The organism is Pseudomonas sp. BIGb0164 (assembly GCF_024810135.1).
Lineage (GTDB): Bacteria > Pseudomonadota > Gammaproteobacteria > Pseudomonadales > Pseudomonadaceae > Aquipseudomonas.
Map to the genome: position 1 here is coordinate 278,301 of NZ_JANUEA010000010.1, position 18,534 is coordinate 296,834.

15 protein-coding genes are annotated in these 18,534 nt (G+C 63.3%); 2 read left to right on the forward strand and 13 right to left on the reverse strand.

Going from position 1 to position 18,534, the window contains the following annotated elements:
- Positions 1-3: 3 nt before the first annotated feature.
- The 11 genes from M2394_RS25285 to M2394_RS25335 form a co-directional block, all read right to left on the reverse strand.
- The gene (locus M2394_RS25285) at positions 4-1,965 is read right to left on the reverse strand and encodes a type VI secretion system Vgr family protein (RefSeq protein WP_259174999.1); all 1,962 of its coding nucleotides are present in this window, start codon (positions 1,963-1,965) and stop codon (positions 4-6) included.
- Between the two features lie 6 nt (positions 1,966-1,971).
- Complete coding sequence (gene tssH, locus M2394_RS25290) at positions 1,972-4,608, reverse strand: type VI secretion system ATPase TssH (protein ID WP_259175000.1); 2,637 nt, start codon at positions 4,606-4,608, stop codon at positions 1,972-1,974.
- The gene (gene tssG, locus M2394_RS25295; protein WP_259175001.1) at positions 4,601-5,614 is read right to left on the reverse strand and encodes a type VI secretion system baseplate subunit TssG; all 1,014 of its coding nucleotides are present in this window, start codon (positions 5,612-5,614) and stop codon (positions 4,601-4,603) included. Before tssG ends, tssH begins: the two co-directional genes overlap by 8 nt.
- Positions 5,599-7,476 (reverse strand): type VI secretion system baseplate subunit TssF, encoded by a 1,878-nt coding sequence (gene tssF, locus M2394_RS25300; RefSeq protein WP_259175002.1) that lies wholly within the window; start codon positions 7,474-7,476, stop codon positions 5,599-5,601. The genes tssG and tssF overlap by 16 nt, the downstream gene beginning before the upstream one ends.
- Positions 7,473-7,991, reverse strand: a complete 519-nt coding sequence (gene tssE / locus M2394_RS25305) for a type VI secretion system baseplate subunit TssE (protein ID WP_176995462.1) — start codon at positions 7,989-7,991, stop codon at positions 7,473-7,475. The genes tssF and tssE overlap by 4 nt, the downstream gene beginning before the upstream one ends.
- 168 nt (positions 7,992-8,159) lie before the next feature.
- Positions 8,160-8,642, reverse strand: a complete 483-nt coding sequence (locus M2394_RS25310; RefSeq protein ID WP_176995461.1) for a type VI secretion system tube protein Hcp — start codon at positions 8,640-8,642, stop codon at positions 8,160-8,162.
- A gap of 21 nt (positions 8,643-8,663) precedes the next feature.
- Entirely contained in the window at positions 8,664-10,163 is a 1,500-nt protein-coding gene (gene tssC / locus M2394_RS25315; protein WP_176995460.1) for a type VI secretion system contractile sheath large subunit, read from the reverse strand.
- 78 nt (positions 10,164-10,241) lie between these two features.
- Positions 10,242-10,742 carry a type VI secretion system contractile sheath small subunit gene (gene tssB / locus M2394_RS25320; RefSeq protein ID WP_178918818.1) on the reverse strand — a complete coding sequence of 167 codons (501 nt, stop codon included), beginning with the start codon at positions 10,740-10,742 and terminating at the stop codon, positions 10,242-10,244.
- Between the two features lie 39 nt (positions 10,743-10,781).
- Positions 10,782-11,831: a type VI secretion system protein TssA gene (gene tssA, locus M2394_RS25325; RefSeq protein WP_259175003.1), complete on the reverse strand. Its 1,050-nt coding sequence runs from the start codon at positions 11,829-11,831 to the stop codon at positions 10,782-10,784.
- 78 nt (positions 11,832-11,909) lie between these two features.
- Positions 11,910-12,944 carry a catalase family peroxidase gene (locus M2394_RS25330; protein ID WP_259175004.1) on the reverse strand — a complete coding sequence of 345 codons (1,035 nt, stop codon included), beginning with the start codon at positions 12,942-12,944 and terminating at the stop codon, positions 11,910-11,912.
- A gap of 51 nt (positions 12,945-12,995) precedes the next feature.
- Positions 12,996-13,931 (reverse strand): anti-sigma factor, encoded by a 936-nt coding sequence (locus tag M2394_RS25335; protein WP_259175005.1) that lies wholly within the window; start codon positions 13,929-13,931, stop codon positions 12,996-12,998.
- Positions 13,932-14,419: 488 nt separating this feature from the next.
- On the opposite strand from M2394_RS25335, the gene M2394_RS25340 reads away from it, so the two are divergent.
- Positions 14,420-14,971: an RNA polymerase sigma factor gene (locus M2394_RS25340; protein WP_176995456.1), complete on the forward strand. Its 552-nt coding sequence runs from the start codon at positions 14,420-14,422 to the stop codon at positions 14,969-14,971.
- Between the two features lie 42 nt (positions 14,972-15,013).
- On the opposite strand, the gene M2394_RS25345 is transcribed toward M2394_RS25340, so the two are convergent.
- The gene (locus tag M2394_RS25345; protein ID WP_259175008.1) at positions 15,014-16,051 is read right to left on the reverse strand and encodes an AraC family transcriptional regulator; all 1,038 of its coding nucleotides are present in this window, start codon (positions 16,049-16,051) and stop codon (positions 15,014-15,016) included.
- A gap of 203 nt (positions 16,052-16,254) precedes the next feature.
- On the opposite strand from M2394_RS25345, the gene M2394_RS25350 reads away from it, so the two are divergent.
- Positions 16,255-17,196, forward strand: a complete 942-nt coding sequence (locus M2394_RS25350; protein WP_259175009.1) for a transporter — start codon at positions 16,255-16,257, stop codon at positions 17,194-17,196.
- A gap of 106 nt (positions 17,197-17,302) precedes the next feature.
- Here M2394_RS25350 and M2394_RS25355 read toward each other — a convergent pair whose 3' ends face one another.
- Positions 17,303-18,511 (reverse strand): DSD1 family PLP-dependent enzyme, encoded by a 1,209-nt coding sequence (locus tag M2394_RS25355; RefSeq protein WP_178918834.1) that lies wholly within the window; start codon positions 18,509-18,511, stop codon positions 17,303-17,305.
- Between the last annotated feature and the right edge of the window lie 23 nt (positions 18,512-18,534).

The following is an 18,534-nucleotide window of genomic DNA, read 5'->3' on the forward strand; positions in this document are numbered from 1 at the left end:
GAGTTACTTGCCATCGTCGGCCTCCTTGGGCGGCAACGGCACGCCGGCCGGTCCGGTGGCGGCCGTGAGGGCCAGGGCTTGTGCCGCCGAGGCGGCTTCGGGCAGTGGCAGCGGGATGGTCGAGGCGACGATCATCGCCGGCGTGAGGGTCAGGAAAGTGGAGCCGACCTTGAGCGTGATGGTCGCCCCGGCCTCGATCACCACGTTCATGCCGCCCTTGATGTAGGTGTCCATGCCAGCGGTGATGCCGGTCTTCATGCCACCGTTGATGATCATGTTGGCGCCGGCCGCCATCGACACGTCGCCCGTGGCTTTCTCGTTGCGATGGCCGCCCACCGACGAATGCCGGTCACCGCCGACCTTCTCGCGCAGGTCCTGGTCGATCTTGGAATGGCGGTCGCCGCCCACCCAGTCCAGGGAGTCCTTGAGCACGCGCTGGTCGAGGTTTTTCTGCGCGTGCAGGAACACCTGTTCCGACCCCTTCTTGTCTTCGAAACGCAGCTCGTTGTAGCCCCCGCCCCCCTTGGACGAGTTGCTCTTGAGGGTCGAGCGCGTGGCGTTTTCCGGCAGTGAATACGGCGGCATGGTGTCGGCGTTGTAGACGCTGCCCGTGACCAGCGGCTGGTCGGGATCACCTTCCAGAAAGCTCACCACCACTTCCTGGCCGATGCGCGGCGTGTACAGCGCGCCCCAGCGCTTGCCCGCCCAGCTCTGCGCCACGCGGATCCAGCACGAGCTGTTTTCGTCGCGCTTGCCTTCGCGGTCCCAGTGGAACTGCACCTTGATGCGCCCGTATTTGTCGGTCCAGATTTCTTCGCCCTGCTTGCCCACCACCATGGCGGTCTGCGGGCCGTGCATCAGCGGCTTGCGCGCTACACAAGGCGCACGGAACTGCTGCTGGCGTGACAGCGCGACAAACTCGCAGCTCAGCACCGGCGCGGGGTCGGCGGGCGGGGTGGGCTCGTAGGTGTCCGAAGACAATGCATAACGCGCCTCCAGCAACAGGAACTGCGCGTTCTGTTCGCTGCGCGGGTGTTCGGTCAGGGTCAACAGGGCGCCGGGGAACAGGCCTCGGGCACGGGTCGCACCGGTCACGCGCTGGGTGCCGGTGTGCAGCGACTCAATCAAGGTGCGCGCATAGGTTTCACCCTGTTTGCGTTCGGTGTACTTGCCCGGGTAGTCATAGCGCTCGTGGCGCGACTGCGGGTAACTGCCGGCCAGAGTGGACTTGGCCAGCAGGTTGGCGCTGGGCTTCTCGAAGTCGAAGTCTTGCAGCGTATAGCCGCCCGGTTCCACGTCGCCGCCCATGCGCCAGTCATAGATCACTTCGCTTTCGCGCATGGCGTGGTCTTCGGCGGGCATGAAGCGGATCTGCGCGTACCCCGGCGCCGGTGAGTGCGCGCCGTAGGAGTCCGCCAGCACCAAGGTGTGACGCCCTGCGGCACTCTTGAAGTAGTAGTAGATGCCCTCCTGCTCCATCAGGCGGCTGACGAAGTTGAAATCGCTCTCGCGGTACTGCACGCAATAGGTCAGCGGCTTGTAGCTGCCGCTGAGGCCCGAGGTGTCGACGTCGGCAATGCTGTAGGGCGCGAACACCTGCTTGAGGATGTCCGGCACACTCAGTTCCTGGAAGATCCGGCAGTCGCTGGTCAGCGTCAGGAACCACAACCACGGGCGCAGCACCGCCTTGTAGGTGGCGTAGCGGCCCTGGCGCGTGCTGAACGAGAAGTGGCTGACATGCCCGCTGAAATAGCGGCTGCCGCCCTTGGGCAGGTCCACGGCCACGGTCATCTGGGTGGCCAGCAGGTCGTCGATGTTCAGGTCGGCGCGCTCGCTGTACAGCTCCACGTGGTATTCGCTGAGCTGGGACAAGCCTTCGCTCGCCTGCATGCGTCGAAACAACAGCACGTCGGGGCCGAGGACGCTGGTCACCTGGATCTCGCGATGGGTCTGGGTCGTTGCCATCGGGGCTTACCTCTCGGCCTCGGCCGTAAAGGCATAGGCAAACTCGCCCGCCTCCACGCTGACCTGCACCTGGGTCGCCGGTGTGCCCAGCAGCAGGCGGTTGAGAAATTCGGTGCTGATCGCCGGCAGCATCGAGTTGGTGAGGATCGCGTCGATCATGCGCCCGCCGCTTTCCAGCTCAGTGCAACGGCTGGCGATCAGGTGCACCACGTCGTCGCTGTAGGTGAACGGGATCTTGTGGTTGTCGGCGATGCGTTTTTCGATGCGCCCCAGTTGCAGGCGGATGATGCGGCCGAGCATGGCGTCGCTCAGCGGGTAATACGGGATCACCACCAGGCGGCCGAGCAAGGCCGGTGGGAACACTTCCAGCAGTGGCTCGCGCAGGGCCTTGGCGATGTCATCCGGCGCGGGCGTGGTCTTCGGATCGCGACACAGGCGGCTGATCAACTGAGTGCCAGCGTTGGTGGTGAGCAGGATCAAGGTGTTCTTGAAGTCGATGATCCGGCCCTCGCCGTCCTCCATCCAGCCCTTGTCGAACACCTGGAAAAACAGCTCATGCACGTCCGGGTGGGCCTTCTCCACTTCATCCAGCAGCACCACGCTGTAAGGCTTGCGCCGCACCGCTTCGGTCAGCACGCCGCCCTCGCCGTACCCCACGTAGCCGGGTGGCGCGCCCTTCAAGGTGGAGACGGTATGCGCTTCCTGGTACTCGCTCATGTTGATGGTGATCACGTTCTGTTCACCGCCATACAGCGACTCGGCCAGGGCCAGGGCGGTCTCGGTCTTGCCCACGCCGGAGGTGCCCGCGAGCATGAACACACCCACCGGCTTGCCCGGGTTGTCGAGGCCCGCGCGGGAGGTCTGGATGCGCCGTGCGATCATCTCCAACGCATGGTTCTGGCCGATGATGCGTTGGCCCAGGCGCTCGGCCAGGCGCAGCACGTTATCGATTTCGTTCTTGACCATGCGGCCCACGGGGATGCCGGTCCAGTCCTGCACCACCGAGGCCACGGCCTGTTCGTCGACACTGATCAGCACCAGCGGGTGTTCACCCTGTTGCGCGACCAATTCGTCCTGCAACTGGCGCAATTCGATCAGCCCGGCTTCACGGTCAGTGGCATCGGCCAACTGGCTGCGCAGGCGCTGGATCTGCTCCACCAGTGCCAGCTCGTTATCCCAGCGCCCTTCCACCTCATCCAGGCGTTCACGTTCGCTGGCCAGCAAGGCCTCGACCGAGGCACGGCGGCTGGCGGTTTCCACGCCAATCGCGGTTTCACGCTCGATAATTGCCAGTTCGGTTTCCAGGGATTCAATGCGCCGACGGCTGTCGTCCACCTCGGCAGGCGTGGCGTGCAGGCTGATGGCCACGCGGGCGCAGGCAGTGTCGATCAGGCTGACGGCCTTGTCCGGCAACTGGCGTGCCGGGATGTAGCGATTCGACAAGCGCACCGCCGCTTCCAGCGCCGAGTCCAGGATGTGCACCTGGTGGTGGTCCTGCATGGTCTCGACAATGCCGCGCAGCATCAGCAAGGCGCGGGCTTCGTCGGGTTCGTCAACCTGCACGGTCTGGAAACGCCGGGTCAGCGCCGGGTCTTTTTCAATGTGCTTCTTGTACTCGGCAAAGGTGGTCGCCCCGACGGTACGCAAGGTGCCACGGGCCAGCGCCGGCTTGAGCAGGTTGGCCGCATCACCGGTGCCGGCTGCACCGCCCGCGCCCACCAGGGTGTGGGTTTCATCGATGAACAGCACGATGGGTTTGACGCTGGCTTGCACCTCGTCGATCACCGAGCGCAGACGCTGTTCGAACTCGCCTTTCATGCTCGCGCCAGCCTGCAACAGGCCGACATCAAGCGCGAGCAACTGCACCTCTTTCAGGCTTGGCGGCACGTCGCCCCGAGCAATGCGCTGGGCGAAACCTTCGACCACGGCCGTTTTGCCAACGCCCGCCTCGCCCACCAGGATCGGGTTGTTCTGGCGGCGACGCATCAGGATGTCGATGACCTGGCGGATCTCTTCATCGCGGCCCACGATCGGGTCCATCTTGCGGCTGCGCGCCTGCTCGGTAAGGTCGACCGTGAAGCGTTTCAAGGCTTCCTGCTTGGCGGGCGCCACCGCGCCGAGGTCTTCACCCGGCAGCTGGTAACCGTCGCTGGCAGCCATCTGCGCTTCGGGCGAGTCGTTGAGCAACGCGGCGAATCGCTCGCTCAAATCATCAATGCCAACCTTGTTGAACTCCCGGGACACGCCATACAACCCGTTGCGCAGGCTCGGGGTTTTCAGCAGCGCCAGCAGCAAATGCCCGGAACGCACCTGGGACTCGCCGAGCATCAGGGTGGCGTAGACCCAGGCGCGTTCGACCGCCTCTTCCACCTGGGAAGACAGGTCGGTCACCGAGGTCGAGCCACGGGGCAGACGGTCCAGCGCGGCGGTCAGGTCGCGGGCCAATACCGCCGGGTCGATGCCGTAATGGCGCACCAGCCGCAACAGGTCCGAATCGGTGAGTTGCAGGATCTGCTGCAACCAGTGCACCAGCTCCACATAGGGGTTGCCGCGCATCTTGCAGAACACGGTGCTGCTTTCGATGGCCCGGTAGCACAGGCTGTTGAGTTTGCCGAAAAGCGCGACGCGACTGATATCAGCCATGGGCAGGTCCTTGAAAAGAAATGCGAGGGTTGATCAGCAATTGCCGATCATCGTGTTGAGGGGCTTTGCTGCTCAGCCAACTGGTCCAGCCCAGGGGCGCAGACCCCAGGCGCAGGCCCGGCAGCTGTTCTTTCTTGACGATCAGGTTGACGTCCCAGTCCATCGCCAGGCCGACGTACTGGCGCACCCAGTCCTGCACGCGCTGCAGGCTGTCGCCACCGGGCAGCAAGCGACGGGTTTGCGCCAGATCCAGGGGGCCGATCAGCAGACGGAACTTGTGCTGGGTGTTCCAGACTTTCTTGCCCATCACCGTGGTCTGGCCGAGCACGGCCGCATCGGGACCGCTGCGCAGCGCACACAGCCCGTCGGCCGGCAAGGTCATCCAGTGGCCGACAAATTGCTCGACCTGCACCGGCACGCCCAGGTAATCGGTGAGCAATGCCGCCAAGCCCTCGGCATTACGCGTCTGTGGCCCGAGGCGCCCGGCAAAATGCAACTTGGCCACGTCCGGCACGGCATTGCGGTTAAGCAACGACGCCTGGCCGATGCCGATCAATGAACCCAGGTACTGGGCGAAACGGTCCGCCCCCGGCCGGTCCAGGCTCACCGCCGGCTGGGCACAGGCCCAGGCGCGGTAGAACAGGCTGATCATGCGGTGGTGGAACACGTCGCAGAACGCGGCCAGGGTCGGGTCATTCAGGTTGCGCTGGCGGTCGCGAATATATTCGGTGAGGTGGATCGGCAACGGGCCATTGGCGCCCATCAGGCCGAAAAAATTCAACAGCAGCTTGGGCGTCACACCCGGCTTGAGCGCGGCGATCATCGCTGGCTCGAACGCCAGCGACGGTTGCTGGCCGAAGCGCACGGGCTCATCCGCGGGGCGCGCGGCCTGGCCGATGCGCGGCAACTGCGGGAACGCGCATTCGAGTTGGCGCAGCGCGCCGTAGAAGTCGAAGCGTCCGGGGTGCGCCTCAAGGGCGCTGAGCAGGCTCAGAGGATCTCGCATCTGCCCACCCGCGCCGGCCACTGCATGATCACACCGCGTGCCGTGCTCTTGATCACCGTTTCAGTGAACGAATTGAGTGACACGTACTTGGCAAAAAACTGTTCCAACACCGAACCCAACACAAACACACCAGCGCCTTCGAAGGCCGACTCATCCAGGGTCACGCTGATTTGCAGACCGCGTCCGTAAGTGATCGGCCCCGGCAGTGGCAGACGCCGCACGATGCTCTCGGCGGTGACGGAACGCAGGCCTTCGATCTGCTTGTGCGCGGCTTCATCGTCGATGCGGCAATACAGGCGCAGCAGGTCACGCAAGGCGGTGGCGCCCTGCTCCTTGTCCTGATCCAGCAGCGACAAATAGTTGAGGGACAAATGGCTGACCAGCCGCCACGCAGTTTCCCCTTCGGCAAACGACGCCGCCGGCACCGTCGGCCCGGCCACGCAACGCACCGACTGCACCGGCGCGCCGCTCTCGACCGTGAAGTCGGTACGGCCGCTGCCCACCGGCATGCTCAACACCAGGTCGCGGTTGCTGCACAGGGTGTCAATGCCCAATTGGCGCAAGTCACTGCGGTGCGGCGCTTCCTGGGCGTCCACCAGCGACAGGAACAGCTCGCTGCCGATGTAGCTGGAGCGCGGCCCCTGGCGCCGTTGCTGCTCGGACAGCACGCGGGTATCGCGGCGCACCTGGTAGAAGGCCTTCGGTGGCGTGCGCGCATGCAGGTCGTTGGCGCGGTAGAACGATTCGAACGTCTGGCTGGCCTCGGCGCCGCTGCCGTAGCCGGTGACGCCTTCGATCTGGTAGATCTCGTAATCCATCGGCCGCGTGCGGTCCGGGATCACGTGGTATTCCGACTGTTGGTCCGACAGGTGCACACGCTCGGTGCGCATCGGGAACAGGTTGATTGCCGGCGTGCAGTAGAGCCCGAAATTGGCCGCGCTGAGGCTCTGTTCCAGCACCGGATCGAGCTTCTTGAACAGCACGATCACGTCCAGCTGTTCGGCCGCGCAACGGCTCACGCTGTTGGCCAGCCCGACGATGTCGGCAAACAGGAAGCGCTGGGGCATGGCGAAGTATTCCTGCAGCAGCCGATAGCCCTGGAACGAGCGCGGGCCCGTGGGCAGCAAGGCTTCACTGTCGCTGTAGCCCTTGCTGCGAATCGCGCTTTTGGGCAGGAACTGGTGCCAGTCCACATGCTCCTGCACCGGCATCACCAGCACCCCGGCCGCCTGGGCCAGCAGGTGTTCGAGGATGCGCGAGGGCATGGCTTCGCCGCCACGGATGTGCAGCGCCAGGTCGTCCAGGGCCAGGTCGCTGAAGGTCAGGCCAGCACCCACTCGGAGGCGCAGACGCAAGGCCGCCTTGACCCCGCCGAGGCGCGACAGATCAACGCCCGCCACCTGCGCGCCGCAGGCAAAGTAGCGCGCCTCCACCAGTTCCACCGGCCACAGGGTCACGTCATGGGCGGTGCGGAATTCGCAGGCGGTCTGGTCGCCCTTGCCCAGTTGGCTGTGCAGCGCGCTGTCACGCGGTACCTTGAACCCTGCAGCGAGGCTGCCCTCGCTCATGTCCGGCTGCAGCTGCACCACGGCCATCGACGGCGTGGGCGCCAGGTATTGCGGGTACACCAGTTCCAGCAGGTGGTTGGTAAAGCGCGGGAATTCGGCGTCGATCTTCAACTGCACCCGGGCCGCGAGGAAGCTGAAGCCCTCCAGCAACCGTTCCACATAGGGGTCGGCGCAGGCGTAGGTTTCCAGCCCGAGGCGGCCGGCGACCTTGGGGTAGTCGCGGGCGAATTCGCCGCCGACTTCCCGCAGGTGGGCCAGTTCACGTTCGTAATAGCGCAGCAGTTTGGCGTTCACCGCACGTCCCTTGTCTCGATATCGAAGACCCGGGCCTCGCCTGCTTCCAGGTCGAGTTCGGTCTTCAGGTACAGGCGCTCGGGCAACGGTTGGCCCCACAACTCGCCATGAATTTCAAAGGCCATCTGGTTAGGACTGGCCGCCGCCCCCGAGGGCGCCACCGGCACCACTCGGACGCTGTCACGTAAAATCCGCGGTTCGAAATCCCAGATCGCCTGGCGGATGCGCCGCCCCAGCTCTTCCCGGTCCAAACCTGCGGCGGTCTTGCCGGCGAGGTCCGGCAAACCAAAATTGATCACCGACTGAACCGCCAGCGGGTGGGCACTGAGGTCGCGGAAACTGCCCAGGCTGGTGCTGTTGAGCAGCCACCCCAGGTCACGCAACACCGCCTTGCGCAGGCCGCGCATGGACAGCACACGCTTGTCACGCGGCTCCACGGCGTGCTCGGTGTCGTCGTCGCTCAAGCGATCGAGCAACGACGGTTGCAAACGTTCACGACTGGTCAGCTCTGCCATGGAATTACGTTTCCTGTAGTGAACGGGCTTGCCCCGCGCCAGCGCCAACCCGTACCAATCAAGGACGCCGTGGCGTTTCAGACAGACCGAAGCGAATGGGTTTGGGGCGGCTTCGCCACCCAGCGCGGGGCAAGCCCGCTCACTACAGGGCCTTTTCCAGAGCCTGAGTCAGATCTTCTGGTTCTTCTCCAGGTCCCACTTCTTCGGCGTGCCGGTGATCACGGTGTCGCCGGTGAAGGAGTCGTACTCGTAGCTGATGGTGGTGAAGTTGATGGAGAAGGTTTCGCTCGGGCGTTCGCCATTACTGCTGGCGGAGTAGGAGCTGATGATGGCCTGGCCGAGGATCAGCTTGAGGAACACCTGTTGCTTCTTGTCCGGGCCGCCGGTCTGGATGAAGTGGATCTCGGCATCGCCCAGGCTTTTGCCGCACACCGCCTGCATGAACAGGTCGGCCGAGGCCAGGTCGGTGGCCTTGGTCAGGGAGATTTCCGAGAACGACGGGTTGCTGGTGTCACGGTCGGTGCCGCCGCCGCTGATGGAGATCGCACGGCCCACGCCCATCTGGATGGCGTCGATGGTGATCCAGTCCTTGTGCGCGTCGACGGTGGAAGTGCCCTTGATTTGGGTGCCTTTGAAGTTGAGCAGGATCATGGTGGTTACCTTTCAGGTTGATCAGTTGGATTTGGTAGACGGCAGCTTGGAGACCAGGCGCAAGGACACGGTCAGGCCTTCGAGCTGGTAGTGCGGGCGCAGGAAGAACTTGGCGCCGTAGTAGCCGGGGTTGCCTTCGATTTCTTCCACCACCACTTCAGCGCCGGCCAGGGGTTTGCGGGCTTTGTCGGCGTCGGTGGCGGTGGCCGGGTTGTGTTCCACGTAGCGGCCGATCCAGTTGTTGAGCCACACCTGCATGTCGTCGCGTTCTTTGAACGAGCCGATCTTGTCGCGCACGATGCACTTCAAGTAATGGGCGAACCGGCAGGTGGCGAACAGGTACGGCAGGCGCGCGGCCAGGTTGGCGTTGGCGGTGGCGTCCGGGTCGTCGTATTCGGCGGGTTTGTGCATCGATTGCGCGCCGATGAAGGCAGCCAGGTCGCTGTTCTTCTTGTGCACCAGCGGCATGAAACCGTTCTTGGCCAGCTCGGCTTCACGGCGGTCGCTGATGGCGATTTCCGTCGGGCAGGTCATGTCGACGCCGCCGTCATCGGTCGGGAAGGTGTGCACCGGCAACCCTTCCACCACCCCACCGGATTCGATGCCACGGATCTGCGAGCACCAGCCGTAGTGCTTGAACGAACGGTTGATGTTCACCGCCATGGCATACGCGGCGTTGGCCCAGGTGAAGTCCTTGGCGCCGGCGCTGTCGGTGGTTTCTTCGAAGTCGAAGGCTTCCACCGGGTTGGTCTTGGCTCCGTAGGGCGCACGGGACAGGAAGCGCGGCATGGCCAGGCCCACGTAGCGCGAGTCTTCACTGGCGCGGAAGCTGCGCCAGGCGGCGTGCTCAGGGGTCTGGAAGATCTTGGTCAAGTCCCGTGGGTTGGCCAGTTCCTGCCAGGATTCCATCAACATCACGCTAGGGTCGGCAGCCGTGATCAGCGGGCAGTGGGCCGCCGCGCTGACGCGGGCCATCTGGGTCAGCAGCTCCACATCCGGCGCGCTGTTGTTGAAGTAGTAGTCGGCGACAAATGCGCCGTACGGCTCGCCGCCGAACTGGCCGTATTCCTCTTCATAGAGCTTCTTGAAGATCGGGCTCTGGTCCCAGGCCACACCCTTGAACTTGCGCAGGGTCTTGTGCACTTCGTTCTTGGAAATGTTCATCACCCGGATCTTCAGGGTCTCGTCGGTCTCGGTGTTGTTGACCAGGTAATGCAGGCCACGCCAGGCGCTTTCCACGCCCTGGAATTCCTCGTGGTGGAGGATGTGGTTGACCTGTTCGGTGAGCTTCTGGTCCAGGGCGGCGATCAGGCCCTCGATAGTGCCGAGCACGTCGTTGGGCATCAGCTGCGTGCCTTGCAGCGCCTGTTCGGCCAGGGTGCGCACGGCGGTTTCCACCGCTTCCTTGGCCTTGTCGGTCTTGGGCTTGAACTCTTTTTGCAGCAGGCTGGCGAAGTCGCCGGCGTCGAACGCCGTGGCGGGGGCAAGTTGCCCTGGCTGTTCAGATTGGGTGGTGGACATGAAGGCATCCTCAAATTTTGGGCAAAGCGTCCCCGTACCGGGGCAAACGGGGCACCGGCGGCGTTAACGTTGTTTCAGTTATTCAGGTTGTTTGGGTGCACTGCTCAAGGCTTGCATCACGGCCGGATCGCTGAGCAGCTTGGCCAGCAATTCCTCGGCGCCCACCTTGCCGTCCATGTAGGTCAGCAGGTTCGACAGTTGGCTGCGCGCCGTCAGCAGCTGGTTGAGGCTCGGCACCTTGCTGGCGATGGCGGCCGGGGTGAAGTCGTCCATCGATTCGAAGGTGATCTCCACCGGCAGGTTGCCTTCGCCGGTCAGGGTGTTGGGCACCTGGAACGCCACGCGCGGTTTCATGGACTTGAGGCGTTCGTCGAAGTTGTCGATGTCGACTTCCAGGAACTTGCGCTCGGCCACCGGTGGCAGAGGCTCGGCCGGTTTGCCGGAGAGGTCCGAGAACACGCCCATGACGAAGGGCAACTGCACGGTCTTTTCCGCCCCGTAGATCTCCACGTCGTATTCGATCTGCACACGTGGCGCCCGGTTGCGAGCGATGAACTTCTGACTGCTTTCTTTGGCCACAGGAATAGCTCCGGTGAGTGGGGGTGAGTACTAAAAGGGTCAGTCGTCGCTGTTGCGAACACCGCTGACCAGCGCCAGTTGCGCGAGACCGTCGGGTGCGAGGTCTTGCAGCAATTCCATGAAATTCTTGTCGATCAGCTTCTTGGCCCGTTGCAGCAGAATCGGCACCGGGCTTGCGGGTTCAAAGGTCTGGAAATAGGTACACAGGCGGTCGATGGTCTGGCGTGCGTCTTCGCGGCTGTTGATCTCACCGCGCACGGCGTGCGGCGCCGCGACAGCGATGGGCGCCGTGGCAGTGACGACCGGTGCCGCTTCGATGGGCGCAACCCCCGGCAGACGGCGCCGGATCACCTCGCCGGCACGGCGCAACAGGGTCGCCAGGCCGCTCAGGTCGATGGCACGGCCCACGCCGACCTTCTCGGTGAGCAGCTGCTCGATCTGCACGCTGTGCTTCAAGGCCTGCGCCAGGGCCGCCTCAGTGGCGCTCAAGTCCTGGGGATCGGCTTCGGCAAACGCGCCGTCGATGATCGCCAGGGTGGCGTTCTCGCCGTCACTTTGCTCGCCCGTGGCCGCCTCCACCTGTCGCAGGCTCACGCTGCCCAGGCTGCGGGCACTGACCAGCGGCGCATCCAGCACGTCGCGCAGCAGGCCGGTGGGCTCGCACAGGAACGCGAGGATGTTGATGCGCAACAGCGGGTCGTTGTCGTCGTCGGGATCCAGCTGCGGGTGCAGGCCGTCCCAGCAGTTTTCCAGCAGGGCCTGCACCAGTTCCAGGCCTGCGGCGAGGCCATTGAAGCCATTGAGGTTGAGTTGGGCGCGGGTCAGCCAGATGGCCAGGCGCAAGTCGCGGCTGCGCTCCATCAGCGGCAGTGCGAGGGCCATCACCCGCTTCCAGCTCGGCTCGATGGCCTGGGTGATGGTGTCGCCGTACTGCACTTCGGGCTTGCCGAGGGCTTCTTCTTCCAGCTCAAGAAACTGGGGGTCGTATTCGAAGTTCTGGCCACAGGCGTCGGCCTCGCCCTCTCCCAAGAGCAGGGGCAAGGCCAGCGCGGTGAAATCCAGTGGTTGAGCTTCGGTGGGCAGGCCCATCGTACTTCCCTCGTTCAAGTTGTTCTGGGAATAGAACAAGCGAGGGAAATGATTTATTCCGCGCGGCGAGAAAAATTCTTAATGCGCGCGTTCTTCCTCGACGCGCCGCCGATGGGATTCGGCATACGCGGCTTCGCGGGCCATCAGCAATGGGTCATCCGAAGGGCCGATGCCGGCCGGCAGTTCCAGCGGGTTGAAGTCCACATCGCGGCAGGCGCCCTCCACCTGGGACTGCTGGCGGTCGATGACCAGGGTGCCGGCATTGATCTGGCGGCGTCCTTCCGGCCAGCGCACGGTGGCGTCGGTGGTCACATCGCCGGGGTTGGCCAGGGTGATGATCAGGTGCCAGCGCACCGGGCCTTGCTCCAGCCGGGTGGCGAAACCGAAGGCGAGGAAGTCGGGGTCGCGCGATTGCCCGGCTGTCATGGGCTTGTAAGGCGTCTCTGGCACCATGCTCCAGCGCACGAAGTGCACCCGGCCGCTGGCGTCGGTCATGCGAAAGGCATTGACGCTGTAGAACGTGGAGTTATCAAACCCCGACGCTTCCGGGTGGGAGGCCAGCCAGTTCTCGAACGGGCGGATTTCGGGGTGGCTGTTTTTGAAAGCCTGCATCTTTTGCGGGTCGGGGCCGCTGCCGCCGTATTCCGGCATCGAGGCGCGCAGCTGTTCGTAGAGGCCTTCGGGGGTGTTGACCGGGAACACCGGCACGGAATTCATCGCCATGTACCAGGCCTCCCCTTCCGCATCGGCCAGGCGCAGGGCCATGCTGCGGATCATGCCATGGACATCGGCCTGGGACGGGTCCCCCCCGGCCGCAGACAACCGTCCGATCAGCGGGAAGTTGCCACGTTTTAACAAGGACGCGCTGGAAATCTCTACCGCATTACCGTTGCTTTCAAAGTGGCCGCTGATGCACTGGCCCTTGGCATGGTTGCGACGAAACCCGGGGTGAGTGCCGCCCGCCACGGCTTCCATCTCATCGACGATTTGCACGGCAGTGGGGGACGCAGGATGAAACGACGGCAGCAGCCAGGCAGCGAGGCCTGTGACCACCACGGCAGCGAGGGCGAGGGGCAGGTAATGATGTTTTTGCAGCGAGAAGGTTGTTTTCATCTAGCTATCTGGGGTCGCGGCATTGGAAACCCATGCCCGACCCCAGAGCGGTTATTTCTGGATAGCGGCGATCCACATCGGTGCAGGCACAGCAGCAAACAGCTGGGCAGCACTTCGGTCGGCGACAAGTCGGGCAACGGCGTTGAGGTCTACACCTTGTTCGGGCTCGCCGATCAGCGCGTAGCCCAGTTCAGACTGGCGCCAGGTTACTACGTTCATCTGCGCGACGCTTTGCTGGGTGATGGACTGGTCCGGCTTGGGCTCCTTCATCACGCACAGCGCCACCGGCGCACCGTTGGCCGGCAGGTACACCAGCTGGATCAAAGCCTTGTTGTTGAAGCGCAGGCGTTGCACGCGCTTGAAGGTCAGGCCGGCGGAACTCAGGTCGGGCACGCGCAGGGCCAGGCCGTCGATGTCGCGGATATCGGCGAGGGTCTTGGTCACCACGTCCGAGGGCTGTGCGCCGTAGGCGACGGTTTCGCGGGTGTAGAGATGCTGGTAGGCAGCAGCCTGCTGAACCCAGGGAGAGGTCTGGGCAACGGCTGGCGCACTTGCATCAAAACCGGGCTTGAGGGCACCGCTGAATGCACCAACCTGGAGCACCAGGGCGTAGCAGGCGGCACCGGCCACGAACGTCAGGGCCGGCCATGCAAATTTAGGTTGGAGGAACGCGAACAGGCGCGAGAAAACGCTGTCTGCTTTACCGGACGGATGGGCAGCCGCGCGTTGGGCAGGCGCCACCTCGGGTTCGGCCGCCGCCGAATGCTGGGCAGCCAGGGCCGCGATACTGAGCTTGAGGCTCTCGGGCACAGGCGGCAGGTTCTGGCGGGCGAAGGCTTCTTCATAAGGCAGGCACGAAGCCATCAACCGAGAGACGCGCTCAGCCAGGTCCGGCGACGCATCGATCAGCCGCTCAAGCTCCTGGTTCTGCTGCGACGAAAGCTCGCCGTCAACATAGGCCATTAGCAAGGCATCATCCGCTACCATGGGGTTATCTCTCCGTTTGTCATCATCAGTTTCTGCTAGGTGGTTCTCGGCCTTATGGGCCGAAGCGGCGAGTCAGCGGGTAGCGACAAGCCATCATATTGACATCATCGATGCCCTGGCAACAGGGGCCAAAGCACTTTTAAAACAGCCGCAAAAACACTCGGCGACACGTACAAAGACATTAAGAAAACACCCTGGGACTGAAAATATTCCCAGGGCCGAATAAATCTTATATGTTTCACCATGTGTTAGGGGTACTTTTCCTGACACGATTGTCAGAATGTTTGGCCTGGTACCTGCATAAGCTGTCAATAACCTTTCAAAACCCTGCCAAACTGATACATTTTGTTAACGACTTGATACAATTCGCCGTCATCAAAGGAGCCCCAGCACCGCAAAAAGGACGCCGCGACACAGGCATCCGCTACGGTATCGACCTCGTAGCCTGACCGCACCATTTTAGGCATCAAGAAATAAAAAGAGGAAATATGTCGATCACCGGTGCTGACTTACCCGCACTGCTTCCAGAACTGCTGCCACGCCTGTGGGCATTCGCGTTGCGCATTTCCGGCGACAAGCACGATGCCGAAGACCTGGTTCAGCTCGCCTGCGTGCGTGCGCTGGAACGCTCCCATCAGCTGCAGCCCGACACCTCGGTACTGAGCTGGATGTTCTCGATTGTCCACTCCACCTGGATCAACGAATTGCGTTCACGCAAGGTGCGCAGCCGTTCGCGCATGGACTGGAACGACGAATTCCTGGAAACCGTCAGCGACCCCGAGGCACCCAACCCGGAATCGGACCTGATGCACCGGCAAATCATCGAAGCCGTGGAAAAACTCCCCGACGGCCAGCGCGAAGTCATGCTGCTGGTGGGCGTGGAGCGCTTCAGCTATAAGGAGGCGGCCGAGATGCTCGACCTGCCGATCGGTACGGTGATGAGCCGGCTGTCGCGGGCGCGTCAAGCGATCGGCGCGCTTTTTGATTCGCCAAAAAGCAAACCTTTGCGCGCTCGCCCCGCCAACTCGTCAACCTCCTGAAACCGCTCTAGGCCGGCGTCCGCAACGGGACCACCCGAAGGACTAAGCCACCCCTCCTCCCTCCCCGCGAAACGCACTGGGGCTCACCCCCGTCCAGCGCTTGAACGCCCGCCGAAAGCTGCGCACATCGCTGTAGCCAACCTCTTCGGTAATCCGCTCGATCGACAACCCCGGGTTGCCCAGCAAGCCCATGGTGCGCGCACGCCGTACCTGTTCCAGCAGGCCTTCGAAGGTCAACCCGTGCTCGGTCAGGCGCCGGCGCAGGGTGCGGCCGCTCATGTTCAGGTCGCTGGCGACCTTCTCCAACTGGCTGCCTTGCAGGTCGCGGGAGATGGCGCGTTCCACGGCCTGGATCAGGTCCATCTTCTGGTGCAACTGCGCACTTTCCAGCTCAAGTAATTCCAAGGCCTGGCGCAACGCCAAGGCATGGTGATTGGGCAAGCGCACGTCCATCCAGTGCGGCGCCAGCACCATGCGGTTATGCAGGCAGCCGAAGCGCACGTCATCGCCGAATAGGCGCTGGTACTCCGTTTCATAAGGCGGCGCGGCGTGCATGAACTCCACCCGCAGCGGCATGAAGTCCGCGCCTACCAACGCGCGGCCGTACACCATGATGCTGGCGAAGAACTCTTCAGCAGCAAACACCTGCACCTCGGCGTAGGGCAGCAGGCATTCGACGTCGATAAATACTTCGTGGGCGCTTTCGTGGGTGCGGGTGGTGGCGATGCCGCCGGAGGTGTGCTGGTGGCGCTCGCCGATGGCGAAGGCGTCGCGCAGGGTCTTGCACAGGGAAATCACATGGCCGAGCAAACCCAGGGTGCCCAACACGTTCTGGTGCCCCACACACAGGCCCAGGCCCTGGTCGGGCAGCACTTTGAGCGCGCGCTGGATCATTGCTACCGCTTGGCGATAGGAAATGCGTTGGGCTGGGTCATCCAGGTCGGCCAGGGTAAAGCCCAGGCCACGGCACAGCGCTTCGGCACTGGCGCCCTTCTGCGCCACCACCTGCCCAAGGGTCTGCAACAGGAACGGCGACACAAGCGCCAGCTCGAATTGTGGGTCAACGGCTTTCCTTTGCATGGATCACGGGTTCCTGACTGAGTGCTTCAGTTCTTGTTTTAGAAACATTCTGACAATCATAGGCGCTTGCAAGAGTCGTTGCATACTGAGTGAAACCTGTCCGGCAAAGTCCCCCTATCTGTCCTCCAAAACCCTGCCTCACTGCGCGCCGAGGGCTTATTTCTATGGCCTGCGGTGCCCTAACAATAATAAAGAGGCCAGACATGAACCCCACCCGTGCGTTTCACCCCCTGCATGTTGCGCTGTTAAGCCTGATCAGCCTGCCGGCCCTGGCCACCGAAGGCGGCGTCGACAACATCGGCCCCGGCACCGATGGCTTCTACATCCTGCCCCTGGACGTGAACAACCTGCCGGACCATATGTTCGCCTTCAACCTGTATTACAACCACTACGAGGCGCGCAAACTGGACATCAGCTCCCTGGGCGGCAAGGTGCCGGACGTGCGCATCAAGTCCGACGCCATCATCCCCCGCCTGGATTACCTGAGCCCGGTGCGCATCTTCGGCGGGCGGCTGGGTGGCTACATCGCGCAGCCCTACCTCAAACAGCAGGTGTCGTTGTTCGGCATGTCTGACACCCGCGAAAGCATGGGTGACACCACCGTCGCGCCGATCATCCTGTGGGACATGGGCAAGGACCTGACCCTGGCGGCCGCCGTGGAAATCACCCTGCCCACCGGCGAATACGACGCCACGCGCCTGGCCAACACCAGCAATAACTTCTACACCTACAAGCCACTGGTCTCAGCCACCTGGATGCCCAACGCGCGCACCGAACTGTCGATCAAGACCACCTACAGCTTCAACGAAGAGAACCACGACACCGACTACCGCTCCGGGCAGATCTTCCACTTCGATTATTCGGCCAGCTACAAAGTGACCGACAACCTGAGCCTGGGGGTCAACGGCTACTACCTCAAGCAGACCACCGACGATAAGCAGTACGGGCGCACGGTGGTCAACATCTTCGGCGAGGACGTGAACGACGGCGTGCGCGGGCAGGTGTTTGCGATCGGTCCTGCGGTGTATTTCACCTTTCTCAAATACGCCAGTGCGGAGATTCGTTGGGCCAAGGAGTTCGACGTGAAGAACCGCCCGGAAGGCGACATGTTGTGGGCGAAGCTGACGATTCCGTTTGCCCTGTAAATGTGGGAGCGGGCTTGCTCGCGAATACGGTGTGTCAGTCAGCGTAGTTGCTACTGAAAGACCGCATTCGCGAGCAAGCCCGCTCCCACATTTTTACCGCGTTTCGTCAGGTGTAGACGGGCCAGGTGTCGACGATCTTGCCGCCACGTACCGCGAGCAAATCACCAAACTGCAGCAGCACGAACTCACTCTGGGTGGGCCGCAGGAACACCTGGTCCTCGACATTCAAACCCACCGACGGCGAGCCGTTGACCATTTCCTGGTTCGAACTGCGCCCGTACAGGTCGTTGCTCTGCAGCCCCTGGGGCGATTCGAATTCGGCCATCCAATTGCCGCCGTAGATAAAAAACGTGCTGCGCTGGTTCGGGTCCCACCACGAGAACACCCGCGACTTGCCGTCCAGCGCCGGGATGTTCACCGGCCCGGTGCTTTTTAATACCGGCGTGGCGATAAACGCGGCGGGCACGTGCTCGCTGAGGGACGCCAGGTCGTAATGGGTGGGCTTGAGCAACGCCGTGCCCACCGACACTTCCGTGCTCAAGCGCTCTTGCTCATGAATGCGATAGCTCGGGCTGCCGGCGGTGTTCAAGGTCAGCCCTTCCCTCCACAGCCCGGTGACGTGCTGGCGGGTGAAATCGACATAGCCGTTGTAGCGTTGCATCACCTGCTCGAACAATGCCTGGGGCGAACCGAGAATCCCCGGCACGCCCATGCCCACGAACGGGTCATAGCCCATGAAACCGGCAAATGCCAGGTGCTGCGGGTGGGCGCCGATCAGCGTAAGCATCTGCCCCAGCACGGCGTTATCGCTGATACCGCCACGGTGCAACCCCACGTCCAGCTCGATATTGACCTGCAAGCGCGTGCCCAAGCCCTGCGCCAAACCCAGGTACTGCTGGAGGCGCTGCGGCGTATCCAGCAACCACTGCAACTGCCGCGCAGGGTCGAACGTGCCCCTGTGGGTTTGATAAAACAGCTCGGCCGACCGCACCGGCAGCGGCTTGCCGATCAGGATATCGGCCTCGGGAAACACCTGGGCGTCATGGTTCAGAAATGGCTGGTGAAACGACATCAAGCGCTGCGTCCCCGCGCGCTTGGCGATGTACGCCAGCAGCCCCGGCGACGGCAAGGACTTCTCCACCAGCCGCAGGTGCTTGCCGCCGCGCTTCACCGACTGCATCACCACGTCGATGTTGTGGTCCAGGCGGTCGAGGTCGATCAGCATCACCGGGCGCATCGGCCCGTGGGCCTTGAGTTCGGCATTGAGGGTGCGGAAATACTCGTTGTAAGGCCCGCCGCGATCACTCGGGCGCAGCAACCAGGCGCCGGCTGCCAGCA